At 62.8% G+C, this 22,367-nt stretch carries 17 protein-coding genes and 2 pseudogenes; 9 read left to right on the forward strand and 10 right to left on the reverse strand.

Translation table 11 applies throughout. The features are described 5' to 3' along the window. The first annotated feature begins 448 nt into the window (after window positions 1-448). On the forward strand, window positions 449-1,702 hold the full coding sequence (locus EHV23_RS14925; protein ID WP_125096756.1) for an acetate/propionate family kinase: 1,254 nt from the start codon (window positions 449-451) through the stop codon (window positions 1,700-1,702). Beyond that, window positions 1,699-2,601, forward strand: a complete 903-nt coding sequence (gene ubiA / locus EHV23_RS14930) for a 4-hydroxybenzoate octaprenyltransferase (RefSeq protein WP_125096757.1) — start codon at window positions 1,699-1,701, stop codon at window positions 2,599-2,601. The genes EHV23_RS14925 and ubiA overlap by 4 nt, the downstream gene beginning before the upstream one ends. 125 nt (window positions 2,602-2,726) lie before the next feature. On the opposite strand, the gene EHV23_RS14935 is transcribed toward ubiA, so the two are convergent. Then, entirely contained in the window at window positions 2,727-3,863 is a 1,137-nt protein-coding gene (locus EHV23_RS14935) for a TFIIB-type zinc ribbon-containing protein (RefSeq protein WP_275265141.1), read from the reverse strand. Between the two features lie 256 nt (window positions 3,864-4,119). Continuing rightward, the gene (locus EHV23_RS14940; protein ID WP_238990482.1) at window positions 4,120-6,078 is read right to left on the reverse strand and encodes a TonB-dependent receptor; all 1,959 of its coding nucleotides are present in this window, start codon (window positions 6,076-6,078) and stop codon (window positions 4,120-4,122) included. A 417-nt stretch (window positions 6,079-6,495) separates the two neighbouring features. Here EHV23_RS14940 and istA point away from each other — a divergent pair, with 417 nt between their 5' ends. Both istA and istB read left to right on the forward strand, forming a co-directional pair. After that, entirely contained in the window at window positions 6,496-8,025 is a 1,530-nt protein-coding gene (gene istA / locus EHV23_RS14945) for an IS21 family transposase (protein ID WP_125094145.1), read from the forward strand. Between the two features lie 17 nt (window positions 8,026-8,042). After that, on the forward strand, window positions 8,043-8,804 hold the full coding sequence (istB, locus tag EHV23_RS14950; protein WP_125094144.1) for an IS21-like element helper ATPase IstB: 762 nt from the start codon (window positions 8,043-8,045) through the stop codon (window positions 8,802-8,804). A 466-nt stretch (window positions 8,805-9,270) separates the two neighbouring features. Here istB and murJ read toward each other — a convergent pair whose 3' ends face one another. Then, window positions 9,271-10,896, reverse strand: a complete 1,626-nt coding sequence (murJ, locus tag EHV23_RS14955; RefSeq protein ID WP_238990483.1) for a murein biosynthesis integral membrane protein MurJ — start codon at window positions 10,894-10,896, stop codon at window positions 9,271-9,273. Between the two features lie 278 nt (window positions 10,897-11,174). Here murJ and rpsT point away from each other — a divergent pair, with 278 nt between their 5' ends. After that, window positions 11,175-11,438, forward strand: a complete 264-nt coding sequence (gene rpsT, locus EHV23_RS14960; protein WP_125096760.1) for a 30S ribosomal protein S20 — start codon at window positions 11,175-11,177, stop codon at window positions 11,436-11,438. Between the two features lie 163 nt (window positions 11,439-11,601). On the opposite strand, the gene EHV23_RS14965 is transcribed toward rpsT, so the two are convergent. Beyond that, on the reverse strand, window positions 11,602-12,252 hold the full coding sequence (locus tag EHV23_RS14965; RefSeq protein ID WP_125096761.1) for an HAD family hydrolase: 651 nt from the start codon (window positions 12,250-12,252) through the stop codon (window positions 11,602-11,604). Window positions 12,253-12,369: 117 nt separating this feature from the next. Here EHV23_RS14965 and EHV23_RS14970 point away from each other — a divergent pair, with 117 nt between their 5' ends. Further along, a complete protein-coding gene (locus tag EHV23_RS14970; RefSeq protein WP_125096762.1) occupies window positions 12,370-13,158 on the forward strand; it encodes an alpha/beta fold hydrolase in 789 nt (262 codons plus the stop codon). Window positions 13,159-13,236: 78 nt separating this feature from the next. Here the strand turns inward: EHV23_RS14970 and EHV23_RS16295 are convergent, their stop codons facing one another. The 6 genes from EHV23_RS16295 to EHV23_RS15000 all read right to left on the reverse strand — a co-directional run bounded on the left by EHV23_RS16295 (window position 13,237) and on the right by EHV23_RS15000 (window position 18,610). Then, the gene (locus EHV23_RS16295; protein WP_238990484.1) at window positions 13,237-13,701 is read right to left on the reverse strand and encodes a YciI family protein; all 465 of its coding nucleotides are present in this window, start codon (window positions 13,699-13,701) and stop codon (window positions 13,237-13,239) included. Window positions 13,702-13,733: 32 nt separating this feature from the next. Further along, window positions 13,734-14,585, reverse strand: a complete 852-nt coding sequence (locus EHV23_RS14980; protein ID WP_275265133.1) for a metal ABC transporter permease — start codon at window positions 14,583-14,585, stop codon at window positions 13,734-13,736. After that, window positions 14,585-15,487, reverse strand: a complete 903-nt coding sequence (locus tag EHV23_RS14985; RefSeq protein ID WP_238990485.1) for a metal ABC transporter permease — start codon at window positions 15,485-15,487, stop codon at window positions 14,585-14,587. The genes EHV23_RS14980 and EHV23_RS14985 overlap by 1 nt, the downstream gene beginning before the upstream one ends. Continuing rightward, window positions 15,484-16,599, reverse strand: coding sequence for a manganese/iron ABC transporter ATP-binding protein (locus tag EHV23_RS14990; RefSeq protein ID WP_275265134.1), 1,116 nt, complete (start codon window positions 16,597-16,599; stop codon window positions 15,484-15,486). The genes EHV23_RS14985 and EHV23_RS14990 overlap by 4 nt, the downstream gene beginning before the upstream one ends. 187 nt (window positions 16,600-16,786) lie before the next feature. After that, window positions 16,787-17,788: a metal ABC transporter substrate-binding protein gene (locus EHV23_RS14995; RefSeq protein ID WP_275265135.1), complete on the reverse strand. Its 1,002-nt coding sequence runs from the start codon at window positions 17,786-17,788 to the stop codon at window positions 16,787-16,789. 117 nt (window positions 17,789-17,905) lie between these two features. Next, window positions 17,906-18,610, reverse strand: a complete 705-nt coding sequence (locus EHV23_RS15000) for an autoinducer binding domain-containing protein (protein WP_125096763.1) — start codon at window positions 18,608-18,610, stop codon at window positions 17,906-17,908. Window positions 18,611-20,064: 1,454 nt separating this feature from the next. On the opposite strand from EHV23_RS15000, the gene EHV23_RS15005 reads away from it, so the two are divergent. The 3 genes and pseudogenes from EHV23_RS15005 to EHV23_RS15015 all read left to right on the forward strand — a co-directional run. Beyond that, window positions 20,065-21,339 (forward strand): MFS transporter, encoded by a 1,275-nt coding sequence (locus EHV23_RS15005; RefSeq protein ID WP_125096764.1) that lies wholly within the window; start codon window positions 20,065-20,067, stop codon window positions 21,337-21,339. Window positions 21,340-21,476: 137 nt separating this feature from the next. Then, window positions 21,477-22,049: pseudogene (locus tag EHV23_RS15010) on the forward strand (transposase); the annotation flags it as partial. A 56-nt stretch (window positions 22,050-22,105) separates the two neighbouring features. Next, window positions 22,106-22,252: pseudogene (locus EHV23_RS15015) on the forward strand (transposase); the annotation flags it as partial. Window positions 22,253-22,367: the final 115 nt, after the last annotated feature.

Raw genomic sequence — 22,367 nt, forward strand, 5'->3', positions numbered from 1 at the left:
CATGCCTGCGCCTGTTCCCTGTCAGTGGTACCTCTGCAGCCATGCGGCTGAAGGCCCAGCCAGAGCCCATGGACGCCCCGTTGCGGCAGAGCGGCGCCAGACAGATTCACAATACGTTCCAGACCGCTCCAGGATACGCTCAGACTGATTCAAAGGTACGCCAGACTGCTTCAGGACACACGCTCTCAGGGTAAAACCGCTTCGGGAAAAACCCGATTGGTCACATGGCCAATTTCGGGAAAGATGAAGCTTTCCAACCAGCAAGGAGGATGGCGTTGAACAGGTGGACCAGGGGCAATGGCACATCCCCTTGCTGTCGTGGCGGTATCCGGAACATTCTGGCGACATGGCAGCGAATGAAGGCACGGAGCACTATATACTTCGCAAATAGTTCCTCTTCCGATCTGTCTGCACCGGTCCCCATGTGCAGCGTCCTGAACGTCACGCTATGAGCAAACAACCAGATTCCGTCTCCCAGGCTTCGGGCCCCAGTGAAGGTTTCATCCTCGTTCTGAACTGCGGCTCCTCCAGCATCAAGTTTGCCCTCTATGACGCAGGCGTGCACCCGCTGCCCCGCCAGCCGATGTGGAGCGGCCGTGCGGTGGACATCGGAGGCCCCAACACCACCTACGCCGACAGCGAAACCCCGGAAGGGCCGCTGGTCACCCCGGAGGAGGGCGACCGTACGCCCTACGTGGCTGCGCTCGACTACATCCGTGCCCAGGTTCGCAAGCAGCTGCATGGTCGCACCCTGCTGGGTGTGGTCCACCGCGTGGTGCACGGTGGTCCCAAGTACAGTGCGCCCGTGCGCATCGACGAACAGGTGCTGCATGATCTGGAAAGCTACATCCCGCTGGCGCCCCTGCATCAGCCCTATGCGCTCGAGGCCATCGCCGCGCTGCTGCACGATCTGCCGGACCTGCCGCAGATCGCCTGTTTCGACACCGCCTTCCACCACACCATGCCCAAGGTGGAGAAGCAGCTGTCACTGCCGTGGGAACTCTACGAGCGTGGCGTGCGCCGCTACGGTTTCCATGGCCTGTCGTACGAATACATGGCGCTGTCGCTGCCCGAACAGTATGGCGACATCGCCCGTGGCAAGGTCGTGGTCGCCCACCTGGGCAGCGGGGCGAGCCTCTGCGCCATGGAAAACCTGCAGAGCCAGTCCACCTCCATGGGCTTTTCTGCGCTGGATGGTCTGATGATGGGCACCCGCCCCGGTGCGCTCGATCCCGGCGCCGTGCTCTACCTCATGGAAATCGAGAAGCTCAGCGTCAGCGAGGTCACCAACATGCTGTACCGCAAGTCGGGGCTGCTGGGGGTGTCGGGCCTGACGCCCGAGCCAAGGGTGCTGCTGGCACGCGAAAACGAGGAAGGCCCGGTGGGCGAGCGTATTCGCGACGCCATGAGCCTGTACGTGCGGCGCGTCATCCGCCAGATCGGTTCACTCGTGGCCATGATGAATGGCCTGGACATGCTGGTCTTCACCGCCGGCGTGGGCGAGAACAGTGCCGAGATCCGCAGGCGCATCCTCGAAGGCATGAGCTATTTCGGCATCCGGCTGGACCAGGAGGCCAACACCCGGAACGGTCCAGTCATTTCCACCCCCGACAGCGCCGTCAAGGTGGTCGTGCAGCCCACCAATGAGGAGTGGGTAGTGGCCCGGCACGCTGCCCGCCTGCTGGGGATCGACCCGGAGTGAACACGGCGGCATCCTCTCCGTCCGGCGGGGGACACCACCCCTGCCGGCAGCGGCTGGCGCTCTATATCCGGCTGGTGCGCCTCGACAAGCCCATCGGCATCCTGCTGCTGATCTGGCCCACCCTGTGGGCACTCTTCGTGGCGGCCGATGGCTGGCCGCCGCTCTACGCGCTCTTTGCCTTCTGCCTGGGCACCGTGCTGATGCGCTCGGCCGGCTGTGCCATCAACGACTTCGCCGACCGCGATTTCGACGGCTCCGTGGCGCGCACCGTCAACCGGCCGCTGGCCCGGCGCCAGATCGCTCCATGGGAGGCCGTGGCCGTTTTCGTGGTGCTCAGCCTGCTGGCGCTGCCTCTGGTATTTCCCTACGGGCCGCTGGTGTGGGGGCTGGCCGTCGTGGCCGCCATCCTGGCCGGCAGCTATCCGTTCTTCAAGCGCTTCTTTGCCATTCCGCAGGCGTATCTGGGCATTGCCTTTGGCTTTGGCATCCCGATGGGCTATGCCGCGCTCACCGGTTCCGTGCCGCTGTCGGCCTGGATCATGCTGGTGGCCAACATCCTCTGGACCATCGCCTACGACACCGAATACGCCATGGTCGACCGCGATGACGACCTCAAGATCGGCATCCGTACCTCGGCCATCACCTTTGGCCGCCACGATGTGCTGGCGGTGATGGGCTGCTACGGCGCATCGCTGGCGCTGCTGGCCTGGGTTTTTGCCCGCGAGGAGCTCCATCCCGCCTACTGGATCGGCATCGTGCTGGCGGCCGGTGTTGCCGCCTATCACTACACCCTCATCCGCACCCGTACGCGGGAAGGGTGCTTCCGCGCGTTCAATCACAACAACTGGTTCGGCGCCAGCATTTTTCTGGGGGTTCTGCTGGGCGTGCTGCTCAAGTGAGCACGGCAGTGGGTGCACCGCCATGCAGGCACGTATCGGCGGGCGCCTGAACATCGACATCTGGTTTTGCGATCCCCACGCCCCATGGTCTCCTGTTGCACTTGACTCTTGAAATCGCCGGCTTCCTAGGGCGTTCGCCACCAGTGCTTGATCGCCGCCCAGGCCATCTCCAGCACCCAGCCCACCGGCGTATTGCCGGTGATCCGACCCGACCCGCCAAAAGGACCGCTGCCGCCGAGGCGCTGGATCCGGTCCATCTGGTGGCGTTTCTCGCCCAGGTATTCGGCATTGCGTCTGGCGAGGATGAGGGAGGCCCTGAGTTCGCCCGACAGCTTCACCGCTTCGGTCGATGCGTCCAGCGCCGAACCATCGGCCCCGCGCCGCTGGGGCATCCCTGGCAGAACGCCACCCGTCCCAGTTTGGCTGGCCCCAGATGCGGTGCCCGGCGCCGCATCGTCCCGTGCAGAGCTGCGGGCTGTTGCCGCGTCCGGCTGGCGGGCATTGCCGCCCGGCTCGCCATCGGCCGGTACACCACTCACCAGCGCCAGCGTCGCGGCATCGCCGGCAATCTGCCGCTTCATGCGTTCGCCTTCGAAGCGTTGCAGCGTCTTTGTCATCGCCTCCGGATCCAGCAGCGAAAAGGCGGAGCTGCAATAGGGACAGGCATGGTGTCTGCGCAGATCCACGGGGGCCCCGCAACTGCTGCAGTGAATCACCCGCAGCTTGCGCGTCAGCTCATGAATCTCGGCCGGCGTCAGGTGCCGCACGAAGCCCTTTTCCACCATGAACGACGGGAAGGTGCTGAAATGCCCGTGCCCCACCGGACAGCGGTGCACCGCGTACAGCCCGTTGATGGTGCGATTGTGGCCCCGTACCAGCCGCTTTTCGCAGCGGGGGCAGGGCATGTGTTCCCGCAGCGGATGCAGTGGGTGATGCCGGTGGGCATGCAGCGCATGGAACAGCGTCAGCACACCATCGGGGGAAAGCTTCACGTTCTCCCGCGCATCGAACCAGATGCCATGGCAGTCGAAGCACAGGTCGATGCCGATGGGTTCGCCATACAGCCCTTCCAGCGTCAGCGTCTGCATGGGCTGGCGGCAGGAGGGGCAGAGCAGGCCGGCTGCGGCCTGCGAACGGGCCGGCTGTACATGGAGACCTGCGGCCTGTCGTGCCGCAGATGCAGACAACACCGGCCTGGCCGCGCCAGACAAGGGCGCGGGCGCTGTGCGATCAGCAGATGGCGGGCGGCTTCCATGCGTCATTCGCCCAGCATAGATGGGCAGCCGCTGCCGCTCAAGTGCATTCGTCACGGGTGGCGGACCGGCTGTCCCTGTCTTGCCGCGGCTGGCTCTTCATGTCCGAGGACTGCGTGAGAGGGGGCATCCCTCAGGCAGCCCTGACTGCGCAGGCAGAACAGCTATCCCGCAGGCAGAACAGCCGTCCCGCAGACAGAACAGCCATCCTTTTGGCCCGGCCAGTGCCAGCGCAGAACCAGCTCCGGCCGGTACCCAGTCGGCATCAGAACTGATAGGTTGCCGACAGCAGTACCGTGCGGGGTGCCCCCGGCATTGCGGTGGAACGCCAGTATTCGCGGTCGGTCAGGTTGGTGATGCCCAGTGTGACCGTCCAGGGGGCACTGCGCCAGCCCAGCATGGCATCCCAGCGGGTGTAGCCCGGCAGTTCCGAGGTATTGTCTTCGTCCTCCCAGCGGGGACTGGCGTGCGTCACCCCCACCTCGGCGTACCAGCGTCCTGCCGGTGCGTAGCGCACGAACAGGTTGCCGTTGCGACGGGCGACGTTGGGCAGGCGCTTGCCTTCAAGGCTTGGGTCGGATTTGTTGCTCACCACCTTTGCCTGGGTCAGTCCTATGCCGCCACGCACATACCAGTCGTCGATCAACCGGCCGGTGATGGTGAATTCCATACCGCGCGAACGTTTCTTTCCGGCCACTGCCCAGATGTACGGATCGTTGGGGTCGGGCTGGTAGCGGATGTTGTAGTGTTCGAGCTGGTACACCGCAAACTGGGTCGAGAAGGCGTTGTCCATCCAGTCGCTCTTGATGCCGACTTCGATCTGGCGTGAATACTGTGGATCGGCATCGTACACGCTGCTGGATGCAGTCAGTATGCCCAGCTGACTACGCCCTCCGTAGGGGGCAAAGCTCTTGCTCCATGACGAATACAGGCTGTGCTCCTTGACCGGCTGCCAGATCACGCCAGCCCGCTGGCTCAGTGAATGGCCCTTGTAGTCGCGCGACTGGTTGAGGATGTAGTCGGTGCTGCGGAAACGGTAGTGGTCCTGCCGCAGCCCCAGCAGTACCTTCCACTGTTCGGTGAGGCTCATCAGGTCCTGTATATACAGACCCTGTGACTTCGCATCATGCTTTCTGTTGATCGTGGCAGCTGGACGTGCGCCCCGGTCTGCTGGCCAGCTGGGGTTGAACGGATCGATCTGGACGTAGTTGCGCCGCGAGAACAGCGTTGGACTGCGCTCCTCGTTACTGTATTCGAAGCCCACCAGCAGGTCATGCTTCACGGGGCCGGTTTCCACCATGCCGGTCAGGTCGATGGTGTTGGCGGTGGTCCGGTTACGGGTGGTCTGCCAGGAGTAGTTCTGGTTCAGCTTGCCGGCCCAGGTGCAGGTGCTGCCCGTCGATGTCTGACCGGCTGCGTTGCAGTAGGTACCCAGGTACACATGGTCGAAGTCCTGGTTAGCCGTACGGCGGCTGGCCACCCAGCGAATTTTCCAGTTTTTGTCGAAGTCGTAGCTCAGGTCCGAGCGCAGCACCTTCAGCTCGTCTTCCACGAAGTCTCCCGGCCGGGCAAAACCCGTGCGGATGGACACCCCGGCCGGCAGGTCCGAATACGCCGGCCCACGGTCCGGCACCCGCCACACCTTGTCCCAGGTGTACTGGCCCAGCCAGCGAAGCCCGGTTCGTGTATCCACCAGAATGCTGGGCGACACCATGGTGTTCCGGTTGCGAATGCCATGGCGGAAGCTGTGTGCCTGCTCGCGGTCGGCCGTCAGGCGCATGGCCACATGGCGGTTCAGCACGTGGTTCACGTCCACCGTGCCGCCCACGTTCTGCCACGAGCCGCCCCGCAGCGACACGCTGCTGCCGGCATCGAAGCGCGCCTGCTTGCTGATCATGTTGATGATGCCGCCGCCCGAGCCGCGACCATAGAGCACGGAGGCCGGCCCCTTCAGGATTTCGATGCGCTCCACGTTGGCCGTGCTGCGGCGCACCTGACCGCTCTCGCGGATGCCGTCGCGGAAGATGTCGTTGTTGTCGGCCTCGAAACCCCGGATGGTGATGCCTTCACCCCGCATGTCGTAGGCCGTGCTCACCCCCGGTACCCCGTCGAGCATGATCGACAGGTCATTGATGCCATAGCTCTTGGACTTGCTTACTTCCACCGTATCGATGGCCTGCGGGATGTCCTTTGGCGGCAGGTAGGTTTTGGTGGCGGTGGTCACGCCTTCCGGCCGCACGTCGTCAGGATCGAAGTCGGCCGTGACGCGAATGGTGGACAGCGAGGTGGCGCCCGGATGGGCGTCCAGGTTCGTGTCGCCGGTAGTGCCTCGCGAGGACCCGGCGTTTTCCGTCGCAGCGGCCGGGTCGGCCGATGCTGCAGAGACTCCCGTGGAAGAGGTGGTTACGGCGGAGGTGCTGTCCGTGTCCCGGGTGGGTATTCCGATGATCGTGACCGCTGATTCCGGCGATCGTGACCGGGCGGTTCCGGAGCCGTGGATTTGATGATTCCGGTATCGTGACCAGCGATTCCGGCATCGTGACCGCCGATTCCGGTGATCGTGACCGATGGTGTTCGAGTGTGTCGAGACAGCCCTGCTGTTCTCAACCTGCGCTACCGTTGGCGGCTTTGGAAGCCGCCAATGCCAGCGCCATCACTCGACACACAGATGATCAAAGCCATTCTCGAACACCGCCTCGTCAGAGGTGAATCGCTGGCGCGTTGTGCCCAGGCCCTTGGCGTTTCCAAGGGCGTCGTATCCAAGTACGTGACCCTGGCCCGTGCGCAGGGACTGGAGGACTGGTCGCTCATCGATTCGATGAGCGACGCAGAGCTGCATTCCCGCCTGCTTGCCGGACAGGACGAACGCTGCCCCTGCGTGCTGCCGGACTTTGCCCTGATGCACCGGGAACTCAGCCGCAAGGGCATGACCCTGATGCTGCTGTGGCAGGAGTACCAGGCCGAATACGTGGGCCAGCGTACGCTGCAGTACAGTCAGTTCTGCGAACGCTACCGGCAATACGTCAGGACGCTCAAGCGCTCGATGCGCCAGATCCATGTCGCCGGCGAGAAGCTGTTCGTGGACTTTGCCGGACCGACGCTGGCGCTGCGTGACGGCAGCAGGGCACACCTGTTCGTCGCGGCGCTGGGCGCCTCCCATTACACCTACGCACAGGCCACGCCCGGCCAGAAGACTGCTGACTGGATCAATGGCATGGTGGGAGCACTGCACTACATGGGTGGTGTCCCCGCCCTGATCGTGCCCGACAATCCCCGGGCGGTCATTGCCCGTGCCGATCGCTACGAACCCAGGGCAACCGACAGCATTCAGGACTTTGCCCGCCACTACGATTGTGCCGTCTTGCCGGCCCGGCCTCACAGTCCGCAGGACAAGGCCGTGGTGGAGTCGGCCGTTCAGGTGGTTGAGCGCTGGATTCTGGCCAGGCTGCGCCACGTACTGCCCAATGATCTGGGCAGCGCCAACCGGGCCATCGAACCGCTGCTGGAACAGCTCAACCACCGCCCCTTCCAGAAACTGCCGGGCAGCCGGGCCAGTGTCTTTGCCAGCCTCGATGCACCGGCCTTGCGCCCTTTGCCATCGGTTCGCTACGAATACGCTCGCTACAAGACCGTGCGGGTACACGTGGACTACCACGTCGAGATCGACCGGCACCGCTACAGCGTGCCCCATGTGCTGGTTGGACAGCGGCTCGATGCCCGCATCACCCAGCATGGCATCGAGCTGCTGCACGAGGGCAAACGGGTGGCCGCACACCTGAGAAGTCATCAGGCAGGCGGCTTTAGCACCATCGAGGAGCACATGCCGGCCAGCCACCGTGCACATCGGCAATGGACACCGGAACGTCTGGTCGCGTGGGGTCGTGGTGTCGGCGAAAGCACGGCGCTGCTGATCGAGCGCATGCTGGCCCGATACAGGCACCCCGAGCATGGCTACCGCAGTGCGCTGGGTCTGCTGTCGCTGGCCAGACGCCACGGCCATGCCCGTCTGGAAGCGGCCTGCGAGCGCGCCCTGTCGCTGCAGATCCACACCTATCGCGCGGTACGCGACATCCTGCTCAACGGCAAGGAAAAAGCATTGCCGGCCCAACCGGGCAGGACATGGCAAAGCCCGGACCATGAGCACCTGCGCGGTGCACGGGCCTATCACTGACGCCAGGGAGGTGAATCATGACCCACAATCAAACCATTGCCCAGCTGCAGGAACTCCGACTTCAGGGCATGGCACAGGCGCTGCAGCGACAGCTCGAACAGCCCGCAAGCACAGAGTTGGGGTTCGAGCAGCGTCTGGCCCTGCTGGTTCAGCACGAGATCGACAGCCGCCACGACCGGCGCAGCGCCCGCCTGTTGAAGCAGGCCAGCCTGAAGTATGCCCAGGCCCACATCGAAGACTTCGACGCACGAGCCAGCCGGGGGCTGGAACGTGCCCGCTGGATGGCACTTGCCCTGAGTGACTGGGCAACGTCCGGCGCCACCATCATCCTGAGCGGGGCCACGGGGTGCGGCAAAACATGGCTTGCCTGCGCTCTCGGACAGTATGCCTGCCGCCAGGGACACAGTACGCGGTATCTGCGTCTGCCCAGGCTGGGCGAGGAGCTGGGCCTTGTACGGGCCACAGGCACCTACACCAGGTGGCTTGGCAAGCTGGCAAAGACGCAGGTCCTGATACTGGACGATTGGGGACTGGTGGCGCTGGACGCCCCCTGCCGGGAAGCGCTGATGGAGATCATCGATGACCGGGCCGGCAACAGGGCCACGCTGATCACCAGCCAGTTGCCCGTCGATCACTGGCATGCCTGGATCGATGAGCCGGCGGTGGCCGACGCGATGCTGGATCGTCTGCTGCCACAGGCGCAGCGGATCGTGCTCAAGGGGGAGTCACTGCGCGCTGCACGAACGAAGAAAACGCCTTCATCCGCCAACCAGAGCTGACGCTCTCCCGGAGGTACTGGGGGGGGCTGGAAGGCCCCCCGGATCAGGCAATCGTACAATTTGCCTGGCAGGCAATGTCTCTGACCACTCGACATCGGTCACGATGACCGGACTGCGCGGTCACGATGCCGGAATCGTCGGTCACGATCATCGGAATACGCACCGGGAGACTGTGGGGGCCCCCTGCTGTGCCTGCACGGGCAGGACCAGCACCGTCAGCAGGCCGGTGGCCAGCAGCGCCTGCGGCAGGCGTTTCAGGGAGAAGGGGGAGGAGACAATGTGTGCAGATCGTGAATCTGTTGGGATATGATTCTTCATCGCAGGAAGGTTATCTGTGGTGTACAGGATACAGCCAGCAAGAATGCTACCAGCAATGAGAATGCAAGTTAATTACTTGGTGGTTTGTTTTCTCATGCGTGACATCGTGTTCCGTTTTGTGAGTTCGCGGCGCCTTTCTGAGTCATCGTCAATCCGGCTGGTTCGCCGATGAGGTGTGATTTGCCTTCGTCGCGTCACTTGCCGTCGTCGTGGCGCCGCCTGTCTTTTCGGCCGGCGGCCGCATCACCTGCCGGATGTTCAGCCCCATGGCCATCAGCAGCCCGAAGTAGAGCAGGGCACCACCCACCACCATGCCCAGCACCAGCCCGATGCGCAGCCATGGCTGCGACTGCATCGCGCCCCAGTCGAAATACTCACTGACAAAGCCCAGCAGCACACCCATGGCCGCCAGCGCCACCGCCACCTTCAGCATGAACGGCCGCCAGCCCGCACGCGGGATGTAGCTGCCACGTTTTTTCAGCCCGCGCAGCAGCCAGCCGGCATTCAGCCATGCCCCCAGCGAAATCGACAGCGCCAGCCCCGCATGGGCCAGCCAGGGTACCAGCACCAGGTTCATCAGCTGCGTGCACACCAGCACCGTCACGGCAATCTTCACCGGCGTGCGCACATCCTGTTTGGCAAAGAAGCCCGGCGCCAGAATCCGCACTGCCGTCAGCGCTACCAGCCCGGCGCCGTAGGCCCGTACCGTATGCGAGGTCATCAGCAGGTCGTGCGTGCTGAAGGCCCCGTAATGAAAGAGCAGCGCCGTCAGCGGCTTGGCCATCAGCGCCAGCCCCACCATGGCCGGCGTGGCCAGCAGCAATGCCAGCCGCAGCCCCCAGTCCAGCAGGTCACTGTAGCGCTGTGTGTTGCCTGCGGCATTGGCCTGCGACAGGCTGGGCAGCAGCAGCGTGCCCATGGCAATGCCCAGCAGTGAGGTTGGAAACTCCATCAGCCGGTCGCCATAGCTCACCCACGACACACTGCCCGGCGCCAGCCACGAGGCGATCTGCGTGTTGATGATCAGGCTGAACTGCGACACCGACACCGCCAGCAGCGTCGGCGCCATGTTCTTCAGCACCCGCTGCACGGCCGGATCCTTCAGGGACTTCCAGGGGGTGAAACGGATGCGGGGCAACAGGCCGATCTTCACCAGCGACGGCACCTGCCACAGCAGCTGCAGCACCCCGCCGATCATCACCCCCGCGCACAGCGCCAGCACGGGCGGATCGAAGAAGCGGCCCAGAAAGAGCGCCGCCAGAATGATCGACACATTCAGCAGCACCGGCGCAAAGGCCGGTGCCGCAAAGCGTTTCGACAGGTTCAGGATGGCGGCCGCCAGCGCCACCAGCGAAATCAGCAGGATGTACGGAAACATCCAGCGCGTCATCAGCACCGCAATGCCGAAGGTCTCTGCATCCTGCCGCAGCCCGCTGGCCACCAGCCACACCAGCCCCGGCGCGGCCACCACGCCCACCGCCACCACCACGGTCAGCACCCAGAAGAGCATCGTGGCCACCGCGTCCAGTACCCGGCGTGTCTCCTGGGGGGACTCCTGCTGGCTCTGTGCCAGCACCGGGATGAACGCCTGGGTGAACGCCCCTTCCGCAAACAGGCGCCGCAGCATGTTGGGCAGCCGGAACGCCACGAAGAAGGCATCCGTCAGCGGCCCCGCACCATACACGGAGGCCACCAGCGTCTCCCGCACCAGGCCAAGAACACGGGAAACCAGGGTCAGGCCACTGATGGTGGCCGCAGCACGGAGCAGATTCACGGCAGAAAGGGGGGGCAGGAGATTGGCAATGGAGCACCTTCGTCCGGCTGTCGGGAAGACCCGGCTGCCGCGTGGCAGGGAAGGTGCCGATGTTTCGAAGGGGGCTACAGCCTCACGGGAGGTGTCTGCATGCCCTACTTGAAGGCTGTCACCACAGGACGCTATAATGATAAGCTTAGTTTTCGGGCAATTGTCCGATCAGTGAACACATCAACCGGGCGGCCCCGCAGTCGTTCCGTTGTCTACCAGAGCCCCGGGCTCTTTGAGGAAACCGCTCCATGGCAAACATCGCGTCGGCGCGCAAACGTGCTCGCCAGGCAGTCCAACTGAACGCACACAACAGCAGCCTGCGCTCGCGCCTGCGTACCGCCATCAAGAAAGTGCGCAAGGCCGTTGCCGCTGGTGACAAGGCCGCCGCCGAGGCACAGTTCCGTGCCTCGACCAGCGTCATCGACTCCATCGCCGACAAGAAAATCATTCACAAGAACGCCGCAGCCCGCCACAAGAGCCGCCTGTCGGCCGCCATCAAGGCCATGGCCTGATTTTCTGCCAGACTGATCCTTTTCTTTTCTGTACGCAAGGTACGGAAAAGGGGGTGCAGGGCGCTGATGGATCATCAGATCCCCCCAACGCACAGTCAGTCTGCCGACGTCAGTACGCTGAAAGCCGGTTTCCCCACCGTATCCACGGCCGGGGCGCCGGCTTTTATAGCCCCAGCGCCCGCAGTCCGTCGCGCAGCGAGGCCGTTCCGGTGAAGTGAATGCCGTGAAAGCCCAGTGCCTGCGCGGCTTCCACGTTGCGTGCCGAATCATCGATGAACACCGCACGGGCAGGCGTGACCCCATAACGTTCGCACAGCCGCCGGAAAATGGCTGGGTCCGGCTTGATCAGCCCTTCCTCGCCCGACACCACGATACCCTCGAACCACTGCAGAAACGGAAAGCGCTCGCGTGCCATGGGAAAGGTCTCTGCCGACCAGTTGGTCAGCGCCAGCAGCCGGACCGGCTCGGTGCGCAGCCTGGACAGGATGGCCACGGATTCCGGCAGGTCACCAGCCAGCATCTCCGGCCAGCGCGAACGGTAGGCATCGATTTCCTGCGAAAATTGTGGAAACTGTCCCTGCAGCTGCCGGATGGCCTCGGCCCATGGGCGCCCGCGGTCCTGCTCCACATTCCAGGCCATCGTGCAGACCTTGTCCAGAAAATCTTCCACTTCGGCCTCGGTGGAGAATATCTTCCGGTACAGGTAACGGGGGTTCCAGTCCACCACCACGCCTCCCAGGTCGAACACTACCGTATCGACCTGCGGGCCGGAGGAAGAGGGCGATACACTGGCAGATGTCGTGTTTGCCGTCATGATGGGTATTCCTCCTGTCATCGGTGGTCAGCATCTGCCCGCATGATACGCCTGCCGCCTGTTACGCCTGTTGCAGACACCTGACCAGCCTGACGGAGCCGTTTCAGGAGAACCTGCATGAACACCTTCAACCACTGGCGTGGCCGGCACCTCGACATCGAGGGGGCCAGCATCTATGTCGAGGAAACCGGCAATCCACAGGGGCCAGCCCTGCTGTGCCTGCCTGGTGGTTTTGGCCAGATCGAGACCTGGAACGCGCTTGCCCCGGGTCTTGCCTCCACTTACCGCCTGATCGGCATCGACAGCCGCGGTCATGGCCGCTCCACGCTCGGCAGCCTGCCGCTCACCTACCGCCGGCTGGAAGACGACGTGAAGGCTGTCGTGATGCATCTGGGCCTGTCCCGCTACAGCATCATGGGCCACAGTGACGGCGGCATCGTTGCCCTGCGACTTGCAGCCGATCCGGCCAACCCGGTGGATCACATCGTCCCCATCGGCGCCCAGTGGGAACTGCCTGCTGGCGACCCGGCACGTGCCGAACTGGGCCGGATCACTCCGGCATTCTGGCGTGAGCACTTTCCCGGCAACGACGTACCACATGGTGTGGCTGCCTACGAGGCCCTCAACCCCGAGCCCGACTTCGAGCGCTTCGCCCGTGCCGTGCTGAACCTGTGGCTCAGTAACGGCCCCGATGCCTATCCGAACGAAAGCATCCGGGCCATCCGCGCCCGAACGCTGCTGGTCCATGGCGAGCAGGACGAATTCATCCCGCTGACCCACACTCAGGCCATGCTGGGCCGCATCGATGGTGCCAGTCTGCTGTGCCTGCCACTGACCGGTCACAGCGCCCACGAGGAGCGTCCCGGCTGGTTGCTGCCCGTGCTGCGGACATTCCTTCAGACCTGACGATGCGGGCACTTCCGGTCAGCCCCGTAGACCTGACGCCATGCGCGCCACGGGCCAACCCTGCAGGTCTGGCAGCACTCATGCTTCCAGCCAATCCTGCAATGCGGGCGCTGCCTTGGAGAGCTGGAACTCGGTGATCTGGTAGTCTGCCACCCCGGCCTTGTGGAAAGGGTCTTCCGCGAGGATGGCCTGTGCGGCAGCCAGATTGCTGGCCCGCATCACGATGATGCCACCGGTACGGGGTTCCTTGCGACCCGACATCAGCAGGTGACCGGCTGCATAGGCATGGTCGAGCCAGGTGCGATGGGCCTCCAGATGCTTTTCCACCTCGGCCATGGGCTGGGTATAGCTGAGCGAAACGACGAACATACGAATACGAAAATGACCAATGCTGTACTGATGGATGCTGCCATGGCGGCAGGTTTTCCGGCCGATGGTGCCATCGTGGCCGTACTGCAAGCCTATCACGAACGCAACGAGGCCGAGCGGGCTGCGCCCCGCGTGGAAGCCCCCGGCGGGCGGGATGGCGGACAGGCTCCGCATGCGGGCCATCAGCGCCCAGACCGGGCAGCTGCTCAACCCGCCTGCGCTTCCTTCATCTGCGCCCGTCGCTCCTGCCGCGTGCTCATTGCCAGCGCTACGATGAATTCGATGGCCAGCAGCAGCACGACGGTAGGCGCCGGCGCACTGTCCAGAAAGAACGCCACATAGACGCCCAGCACCGAGGTGGTCACGGTCAGCCCCACCGCCGTCCACAGCATCCGCCCGAAGGTGCGCGTCAGCAGCCGGGCAATGGCTCCCGGCGCAATCAGCAGCGAAATGGTCAGCACGATGCCCACCGACTGCAGCGCCCCCACCACCGCCAGCGACACCGCCGCCAGCAGCCCGTAGTGCAGCAGGCTCACGGCCAGCCCGGCGGTGCGGGCCTGCACCGGATCGAAACTCTGCAGCAGCAGATCGCGCCACTTCATGCCGATCCAGCCCGACACCACCAGCGCAATCAGCCCGCTCTGCAGCAGATCGGCCGGCGTCGTGCCCAGCACGTCCCCGAACAGGATATGCTCCAGATGGACCTCGCTGCGTGCCCACACATAGAGCAGCAGCCCCAGCGCAAACATGCTGGAAAACACCACCCCCATCACCGTATCCTGCTTGATGCGGCTGTGCTCGTGCACATAGCCCGTCAGCAGCGCACAGGCCATCCCCGCCACGAAAGCACCCAGTGCCAGCGGTGCGCCCACCAGATACGCAATCACCACCCCCGGAAACACGGCATGGGAAATGGCATCGCCCAGCAGCGCCCAGCCCTTGAGCACCAGAAAGCACGACAGCAGCGCACACGGCACCGCCACGATGGCCGCCATCAGCAGCGCGTCCTGCATGAAATCGAACTGCAGCGGCAACAGCAGGGCTTCGAGGTTCATCATCAGTCTCCTCCCCGTGGCCCGGAATCATGATGATGAATCTGGCTGCGGTCACGCAGCACCGCCATCCGCCGCCGCCGCGCCGCCAGCACCCCATGCACCGGCGCAAACACGAAGGCCAGCGCAAACAGCAGCGCCTGCACCAGCACCACCACCGCACCAGTCGCCCCATCCAGAAAGTAGCTGGCATACACCCCGATGAAACTGCTCACTGCCCCAATGGCCGTGGCCATGCCGATCACCCGCCCGAAGCGGTCCGACAGCAGATAGGCCGTCGCCCCCGGCGTCACGATCAGCGCAATCACCAGAAACGCGCCCACCGTCTGCATGGCTGCCACCGTACAGGCCGCCAGCAGCCCGAAGAACAGCACCTTCATCGGCCCCGGATGCAGGCCCACGCCGCGCGCATGCGTTTCGTCGAAGAAGATCGCCAGAAAATCCTTCCACTTCAGCAGCAGCACCCCCAGCGTCACCGCACTGATGATCACCAGCTGCGCCATGTCCCCGGGCGAAACGGCCAGTACATTGCCCAGCACGATGGTCTGGATGTTCACACTGGTGGGGGATACCGACACCATGAACAGCCCCAGCCCGAAGAAGGTACTGAATATCAGCCCGATGATCACATCGGGCTTGAGCCGCGTGCGCCGGTTCAGGAAGCTGATGGCCCCCGCGGCCAGCAGCCCTGCAAAGAAGGCCCCCGCCGAGAACGGCAGCCCCAGCATGTAGGCCCCCGCCACCCCGGGCACGATCGAGTGCGACAAAGCATCCCCGATCAGCGACCAGCCCTTGAGCATCAGAAAGCACGACAGGAACGCACATACCCCACCCACCAGCGCGCCCACCCACATCGCGTTGGTCATGTACTCGTAGCCGAAGGGTTCCAGCAGCAGTTCCCAGCTCATCGCGTGCCATCCTGGCCGTCCGGGCTGCGACTGCCAGCGGGCTGCCCGACAGACTTGCCCGGTCTGCCTGGCGCATCCCATGCACCTGATACACCTGATGCACTGGCGCCATGACGACCTGCCTGAACATGCCAGCCGGCATCCTCACGGCTGTCTGCGCCGGTGGGTGCACCGGAAACAGGGCCAGGCGTACCGGGATCTCCTCCATCAGGCATCATCGTCACACTGTCCGGCCCACTGCGCCGGGCAGAGCGTCCACCCACCATCACCAGCGGACGTTCGTCGTCGGTCATGATGCCCACCGACAGCGTGTGCGAACTGCCCGGCGCCTGCGGCAGATCGAAGTGCCGCAGCACCCCGCCGAAGGCCGCTTCCAGATTGGCCCGGGTGAACACCTGCTCCGTTTCGCCATGGGCCAGCACCGTGTTCTTCACCAGCACCGTCCGGTCGCAGAATTCCGGCACACTGCCCAGATTGTGGGTTGACACCAGCATCACCCGCCCCTCGTCACGCAGCGTCCGGAGCAATGCAATGATGGCGTCCTCGGTGGTCACATCCACCCCCGTGAACGGCTCATCCAGCAGGATCACCTGCGCCTGCTGGGCCAGCGCCCGTGCCAGAAACACGCGTTTCTTCTGGCCACCTGACAGCTCACCGATCTGTCGCAGCCGGTAGTCCTGCATCTCCACCCGCTGCAGCGCATCGTCCACCGCGGCATGATCGGCCGCCTTCGGACGCCGGAAAAAGCCCATGTGCCCGTAGCGGCCCATCATCACCACGTCCTTCACCAGCACCGGGAAATCCCAGTCCACCTCCTCGTTCTGCGGCACATAGGCCACCTGGTTGCGACGGATGGCCTCGGCCACCGAGCGCCCCAGCACCTCGATGTGCCCGGCCGCCGGCTTCAGAAAGCCCATGATCGCCTTGAAGAGCGTGGACTTGCCGCTGCCGTTCACCCCCACCAGCGCCGTGATGCTGCCCGGCGGTGTGCAGAAGGTAGCGTCGCGCAGCGCCGTGTGCCCGTTGTTGTAGGTGATGGTCACCCCCTGCACATCCAGCCCGCCACGGCAGTTCGGGTCGTCCGCGTCGGCCGTGCGGGAAGGCTCGGCCAAGGGGAACGCTGACGGTGTGCCTGATGGTGTTGCAGGTGTGGCAGGTGTTGCTGACGCAGCCATCACACCTCCCGTCCGGCTGGGCAGAACATGGGAACAGACTGGGCGCGCATGCCTGCGGCCAGCGGACAGTCAACCGCCCTGTCCGCGGTGCGCCTGCAGGAGAAACGGGCAGAAACGTCCTGGTTCAATGGGAGAGGCCCTTCGCAATCGTTTCGGAGGTCACGCGCAGCAGATCCAGATAGGTCGGCACCGGCCCGTCCGGCTCGCTGAGCGAATCCACATAGAGTACACCCCCATAGTGTGCACCCGTTTCGCGCGCCACCTGCTTGGCGGGTGCATCCGGCACCGTACTTTCGCTGAAAACGGCCGGAATGTGATGCTTCTTCACCGCATCGATCACGCGGCGCACCTGTTGCGGCGTCCCCTGCTGGTCGGCGTTGATCGGCCACAGGTACAGCTCCTTCAGCCCGAAGTCGCGTGCCAGATAGCTGAAGGCCCCCTCGCTGGTCACCAGCCAGCGCTGCTGTTCGGGCAGGCGGTCCAGCGTGGCGCGGATCGGCCCGACCGTGTCGGCGATCTTCTTCTTGTAGGCCTCGGCATTGGCCCGGTAGGTATCGGCGTGCGCCGGATCATACTTCACCAGCGCATCACGGATGTTGTTCACGTAGATGATGCCGTTCTCCGGCGACATCCACGCATGCGGATTGGGCTTGCCGCTGTACGGGCCCTCCGAGATCGACATGGGCACCACGCCCTCCGTCACTACCACGCCCGGCACCTTGCGCAGCCGGTGGAAGAACTTCTCGAACCAGCGCTCGAGATTCAGCCCGTTCCAGAGCACCAGCTGGGCGCCCTGGGCACGCACCAGATCCCCTGGGGTAGGCTGGTAGTCGTGAATCTCGGCGCCCGGCTTGGTGATCGACTCCACCACCGCTGCGTCGCCAGCCACATTGCGCGCCATGTCGGCGATGATCGTGAAGGTGGTCACCACCTTCAGTTTGGGTGCGGAACCCGTCGCATTCCCGGCTGTCATGGCGCCGCTGGTTGCCGCCGGGCTGCCAGCGGCAGTGGAACCCGCAGCCTCTGCCCCGCGGGCCGTTTGCCCGGGCAGCGTGGCCAGCGCCAGACTGGCTCCCAGCGACAGCGCAGCCGCAAGAACCTGGCGGCGTTGTTGTGCAGGGACCATGCCCGCGAAAACTGTGTCTCGTTTCATTGTTGGTGTGGGGCAGAAGCGCCCCATGTGGTACGGAAAGCCCACACTTTACACCCGGTTTTAATTGATTGCAAATGAGAATTGAACGCGTTACTGGAATAGCCCCAGCAGGACGGCCCGTACCACGGCCGCCGTCTTGTTCGGCGCGTCAAGTTTCATGATCGAGTTGCGGATGTGGAAGTCGACCGTGTTCTTCGACAGCAGCAGGATCTCGGCGATGTCCTGCGCCGACTTGCCATCGGCCGTCCAGCGCAGCACTTCCAGTTCGCGGGCGGTCAGCGCGGGGGAATCACTGGCCAGCCGGGCCCGGATCACGCGGGAGAAGGCCTTGTGGGTCACCAGCGCCAGCCACTGCATGCGGGGCAGGCGGGCATCCAGCTCATCGGGGGTGAAGGGCTCCCGCCTGGTGAGCGACAGCATGCTGATGCCGCCCGGTTCATTCAGTACGGACTGGGTCCAGCCATAGGCCAGACCCGCGGTCTGCATGTCAGCCCAGAGTTCAGGAACGTCCCTGAACAGCTCCGCACTCCACAGAAACGGTTCCGGAGACTGTCGTGCCCGGATGATGCGGGGGTCCACCGCAGGATAGCCCATGTCCATGTAATGCTTCTGCCAGGCGGGTGGGTAATCGTTGTGCCAGATCAGTCGGGGGCGGCTCAGGGGAAGCGGTGCCTGAAAGCCATAGGAGACATGATCAAAGCCCAGCGCCCGGGAGGCAGACTGGATGTAGCCGAATACCTCCTGCTCGCTGGGTTCGGATACCGCACCGATCAGGTCATCCTGCCAGCGATCCATGGCAGGGTCGGGGCGCCAGTGGGGGGGCAGGGGCGGGGTGTGATGTGGGTGGCCTGTTCTGGTTCCGGGGTTGACTTCGTGGCGCTGGTTTGCTGTGTAGCTGATGCTGGCTCCGGGCTGGACTGCTCGGCGGGTGCGTGATGCCCCCTGCACGTTGCCGGAAAAGGTACTCGTCACCGCATCGGGGCGGAAAACAGTAGTATTGTGGCCGCTTCCGAACGTGGAAGGGTAAGGATCGGACGCCGCGTGCGAACCGCGTTTGCCGGACGAGAAACAATACGCGTCCCCCGACTCTGCACCCGCATAAGCAGGTTCTATCACGGAAGCAGATGCGGCTGCAGGATGAAGATGACGCTCATTGGTGGGGCTCAGGAGCCCGTTCAGAAAGGATGATTTATCCTGCACAGTTGGATCCCCGCTTGTGTTTACGTCCTTTGGCCAGAAAATTGGCCGTCAATGCCGGCCCAACCGGTGGAGGGTGATCAGAGCAAGCCTCGCCACAGGTCTGGGACTGAAAATTTCTTGTTCCATGTTCGCCTGTTCAGGCGCTTGTGGGACGACCAGACCAAGGGCCTTCCCAAAAGTCTGAACGCACTTCGACAGTATATCGTCCAAATGATGGAATTCAATGATTCGCGAACATTGTTGAACAGTAAAAAGTTGTACCCAAAATTCACAGTCATTCATTGTCATGAAAGACTCTTGTACGTGACTTCCAGTTCGTGAAACTAATAAAAATAACTGGGAGTAAGGCGTGTTGTCCCATTGAGCCCTGAACGTGAAGATGGCGCTGCCTTTCATGCAGCAATGCAGCACGACCGCGCATTCCGTTATGTGGTATAGGTTGGCAAGGTGGGGCGCAGAGGGAAGCTGATACCCGTTGATAGATGTGGGTAGTGGGAGAAGAAGCGATACGCGTGCTGGCTTGGTGAGGGCGGGCGGTCTCGACGAGAGCACGTGGAACCGTCCGCGAAAGTGGCGTCTGGAAGAAGAGATAAGCCCGACATGTGGCAAATGCGGGATATGGATAAGCGGCAGAGTCCAAGAATCACCTACTTGAAAGATAGAACTGGTTTTTCATATTGTGCATTATGATTTCGCGTTTCACACGCTGATGGAGCTATGAAAAATCGGGGTGGCATCAGAAAACCTAGGTAGGAGGTTCTGCGGACTGGCATACTGTAACGACCCGGTCATGGAAGATGCACCGTATGGGATGGCGAACGTGTGTCAGTTGACGGGAGGTGGTCAATGGTTGTGGCATTCCTGATGAATCTGGCATCGTGCAGTTCTGGCATTAGAGTTTGTGTTGGTACTGAAAATACTGACTACCGGGTTTTTTGAATGAATGTAACAATACTGACGCAGACTTTGGATCCGCTGAGACTGGCAACGCATGTGGCTGCTGACAAGCGGAGTTGGCTTATCCCGAAGGGGTTACGTTGAACGATCACATGAAAGCCGTTGCGCCTGATGGCAGCGCTACTGAATGCTCCAGTGAGAGAAACGTGGGTACTGAAGGACCTTGGCGTTTGCGTTTCTGGTCGATATTTGTTGGTCAGGGGGCCTCTCTGGTTGGATCCTCCATCACTCAATTCGTGCTGCTTTGGTGGATCACCGATACGACCCAGAGCGCGTCAGCCTTGGGTACGGCTGGTCTGGCGGCCATGTTGCCTCAGGCGCTGTTGGGACCATTCGGAGGTGTGTTTGCTGATCGACATAACCGGCAGCTCATCATGATGCTGTCGGATCTCATCAGTGCTGCATGCGTGCTGATGCTGATCATCCAGTTTGAATACGGCGAGGTCCAGCTGTCGCATGTCTACGCCATTATGGCGATACGTAGCGCGATGCAGGCGTTTCAGATGCCAGCATCCATGGCCAGCGTTGCCATGCTCGTCCCTCCCGGATTCATTCCGCGGGTCACAGGAATAAACCAGATCATCCAAGGCTTGACGATGATTGGCGCGGCACCTCTGGGCGCACTGGTTATCAGTGTCCTTCCACTCAAGTATGCGTTGGGAATAGACGTTTTTACAGTGGTATTTGGTATTGTTCCGTTGCTGTTTGTGACAGTCCCCCAGTTTGGCATCAAGGAGGGGAGAAAGGCGAAGATTTTGACTCAGATGAGGGATGGGGTTCTCCGGGTATGGTCGAACAAGGGGCTTCGTGGGCTTTATATATTGATCGTTAGTGCGGCATTTTTTATCATGCCATTGGTAACCATGATTCCTCTGCTGGTGAAGGTGTATTACCACGGTGATGCAAGCAGGTTGGCGTTGTTTGAGAGTATGTTCGGTTTTGGGTCAATCGTTGGTGGTGGAGTTTATGCAGCAATTGCTCCAAAGAGAAGGGTTCCATGGGTTCTTGGTGGGCTGGCGGTCTGCTGTCTGGGATTGGCAGTTGCTTCGATCATGCCAGCAGAACTGTACCTTGTTTCTGTTGGGCTATGGTTCTTGAGTGCATCGGCCAACACTATCGGTAATGGAGCATTCATCGCGTTGCTGCAGATTGTGGTTTCGAATGATTTTCAAGGCAGGGCCATATCGCTCATGACGACCATGACGGGTATCGCAGCGCCGGTGGGGCTTGCTGTGGCAACGCCACTTGGTCATGTGGTGGGTGTTCAGAATCTTTTTGTTGGTTTGAGTTTGTGCGCTTTTCTCGTTATGGTTTCGGGGTTTTTGTTTTCTGGTATGCGTGATCTCGATAGAAGGGCTGGTGGCTGAGTTGTCCTCATGAGTCGGCTCTGCAAAACCCCGCCAACCCGCATGAACGCTTGATCGAAGGGGCATGGCGGTGCCCGGGAACCCCCGGAAACTAAAATGGGGGTCATCAGAAACTGGGAGAAACGGAGGCGCAGCCGATGGCCACGGACGACTTCTTCAGGGCTCGGATCGAGCAGATGATCGACCTGTCGCACCCGCTGGCGGTGCTCGCGCAGCGCATGCCGTGGGGCGAACTGGAGAAGACGCTGGCGCCGGTCTTTGCGCATCGTGATCGCCAGGGCCGGGTCACACAGCAGCCCGGGCTGTTCGGCCCAAGCCTGGAAGTGGCAGGCGCAGGCGTGAGCAATGCGGGCCGGCCGCGGTTGCCGATCCGGTTGATGGTGTCGCTGCTGTATCTCAAGCATGCGTTCAACCTCAGTGACGAGGCGCTGGTGGAACGCTGGAGCGAGAATGTGCTGTGGCAATACTTCAGCGGGCGCGAGTACTACGAGCACCGGCGGCCGTGCGATGCCACGCAGATCGGGCGCTTTCGCAAGGCGCTGGGGGAAGCGGGTGTGGAAGAGCTGCTGAAGACGACCATCGAAGCAGCGGTGGCGATGAAGGCCATCCGGCCGGCTGAATTCGAGCGGGTGATCGTCGACAGCACGGTGCAGCCCAAGGCCATTGCGTATCCGGTGGATGCCCGATTGCTGGAGATTGCGCGCCTGAGGTAGCCTGACTTCTGTAGACACCCACATGAGGGAGAATGGCCATGGAGGGTCAACGGATGAAACAGAATCAGAGTTACACGGCCGAGTTCAGGACGGAGGTCGTCAGGATGGTCCTTGAACAAGGGCTTTCGCAAGCCGAGGTCGCCGCCAGGCTGGGGGTTCCGAAGGGATCACTGGCCAACTGGGTGGTCAAGGCCAAGGGGCCGAGCAAGCCATTCTCGGGTGCCCTATAGTTCACAATAGTTGTCCGATCGATAGTAATCTCCAACCCGAGGGCGAAACAGGACAAGGAACGTGGCCAGATACGGAAAGGCATTC

The organism is Lautropia dentalis (assembly GCF_003892345.1).
Lineage (GTDB): Bacteria > Pseudomonadota > Gammaproteobacteria > Burkholderiales > Burkholderiaceae_E > Lautropia > Lautropia dentalis.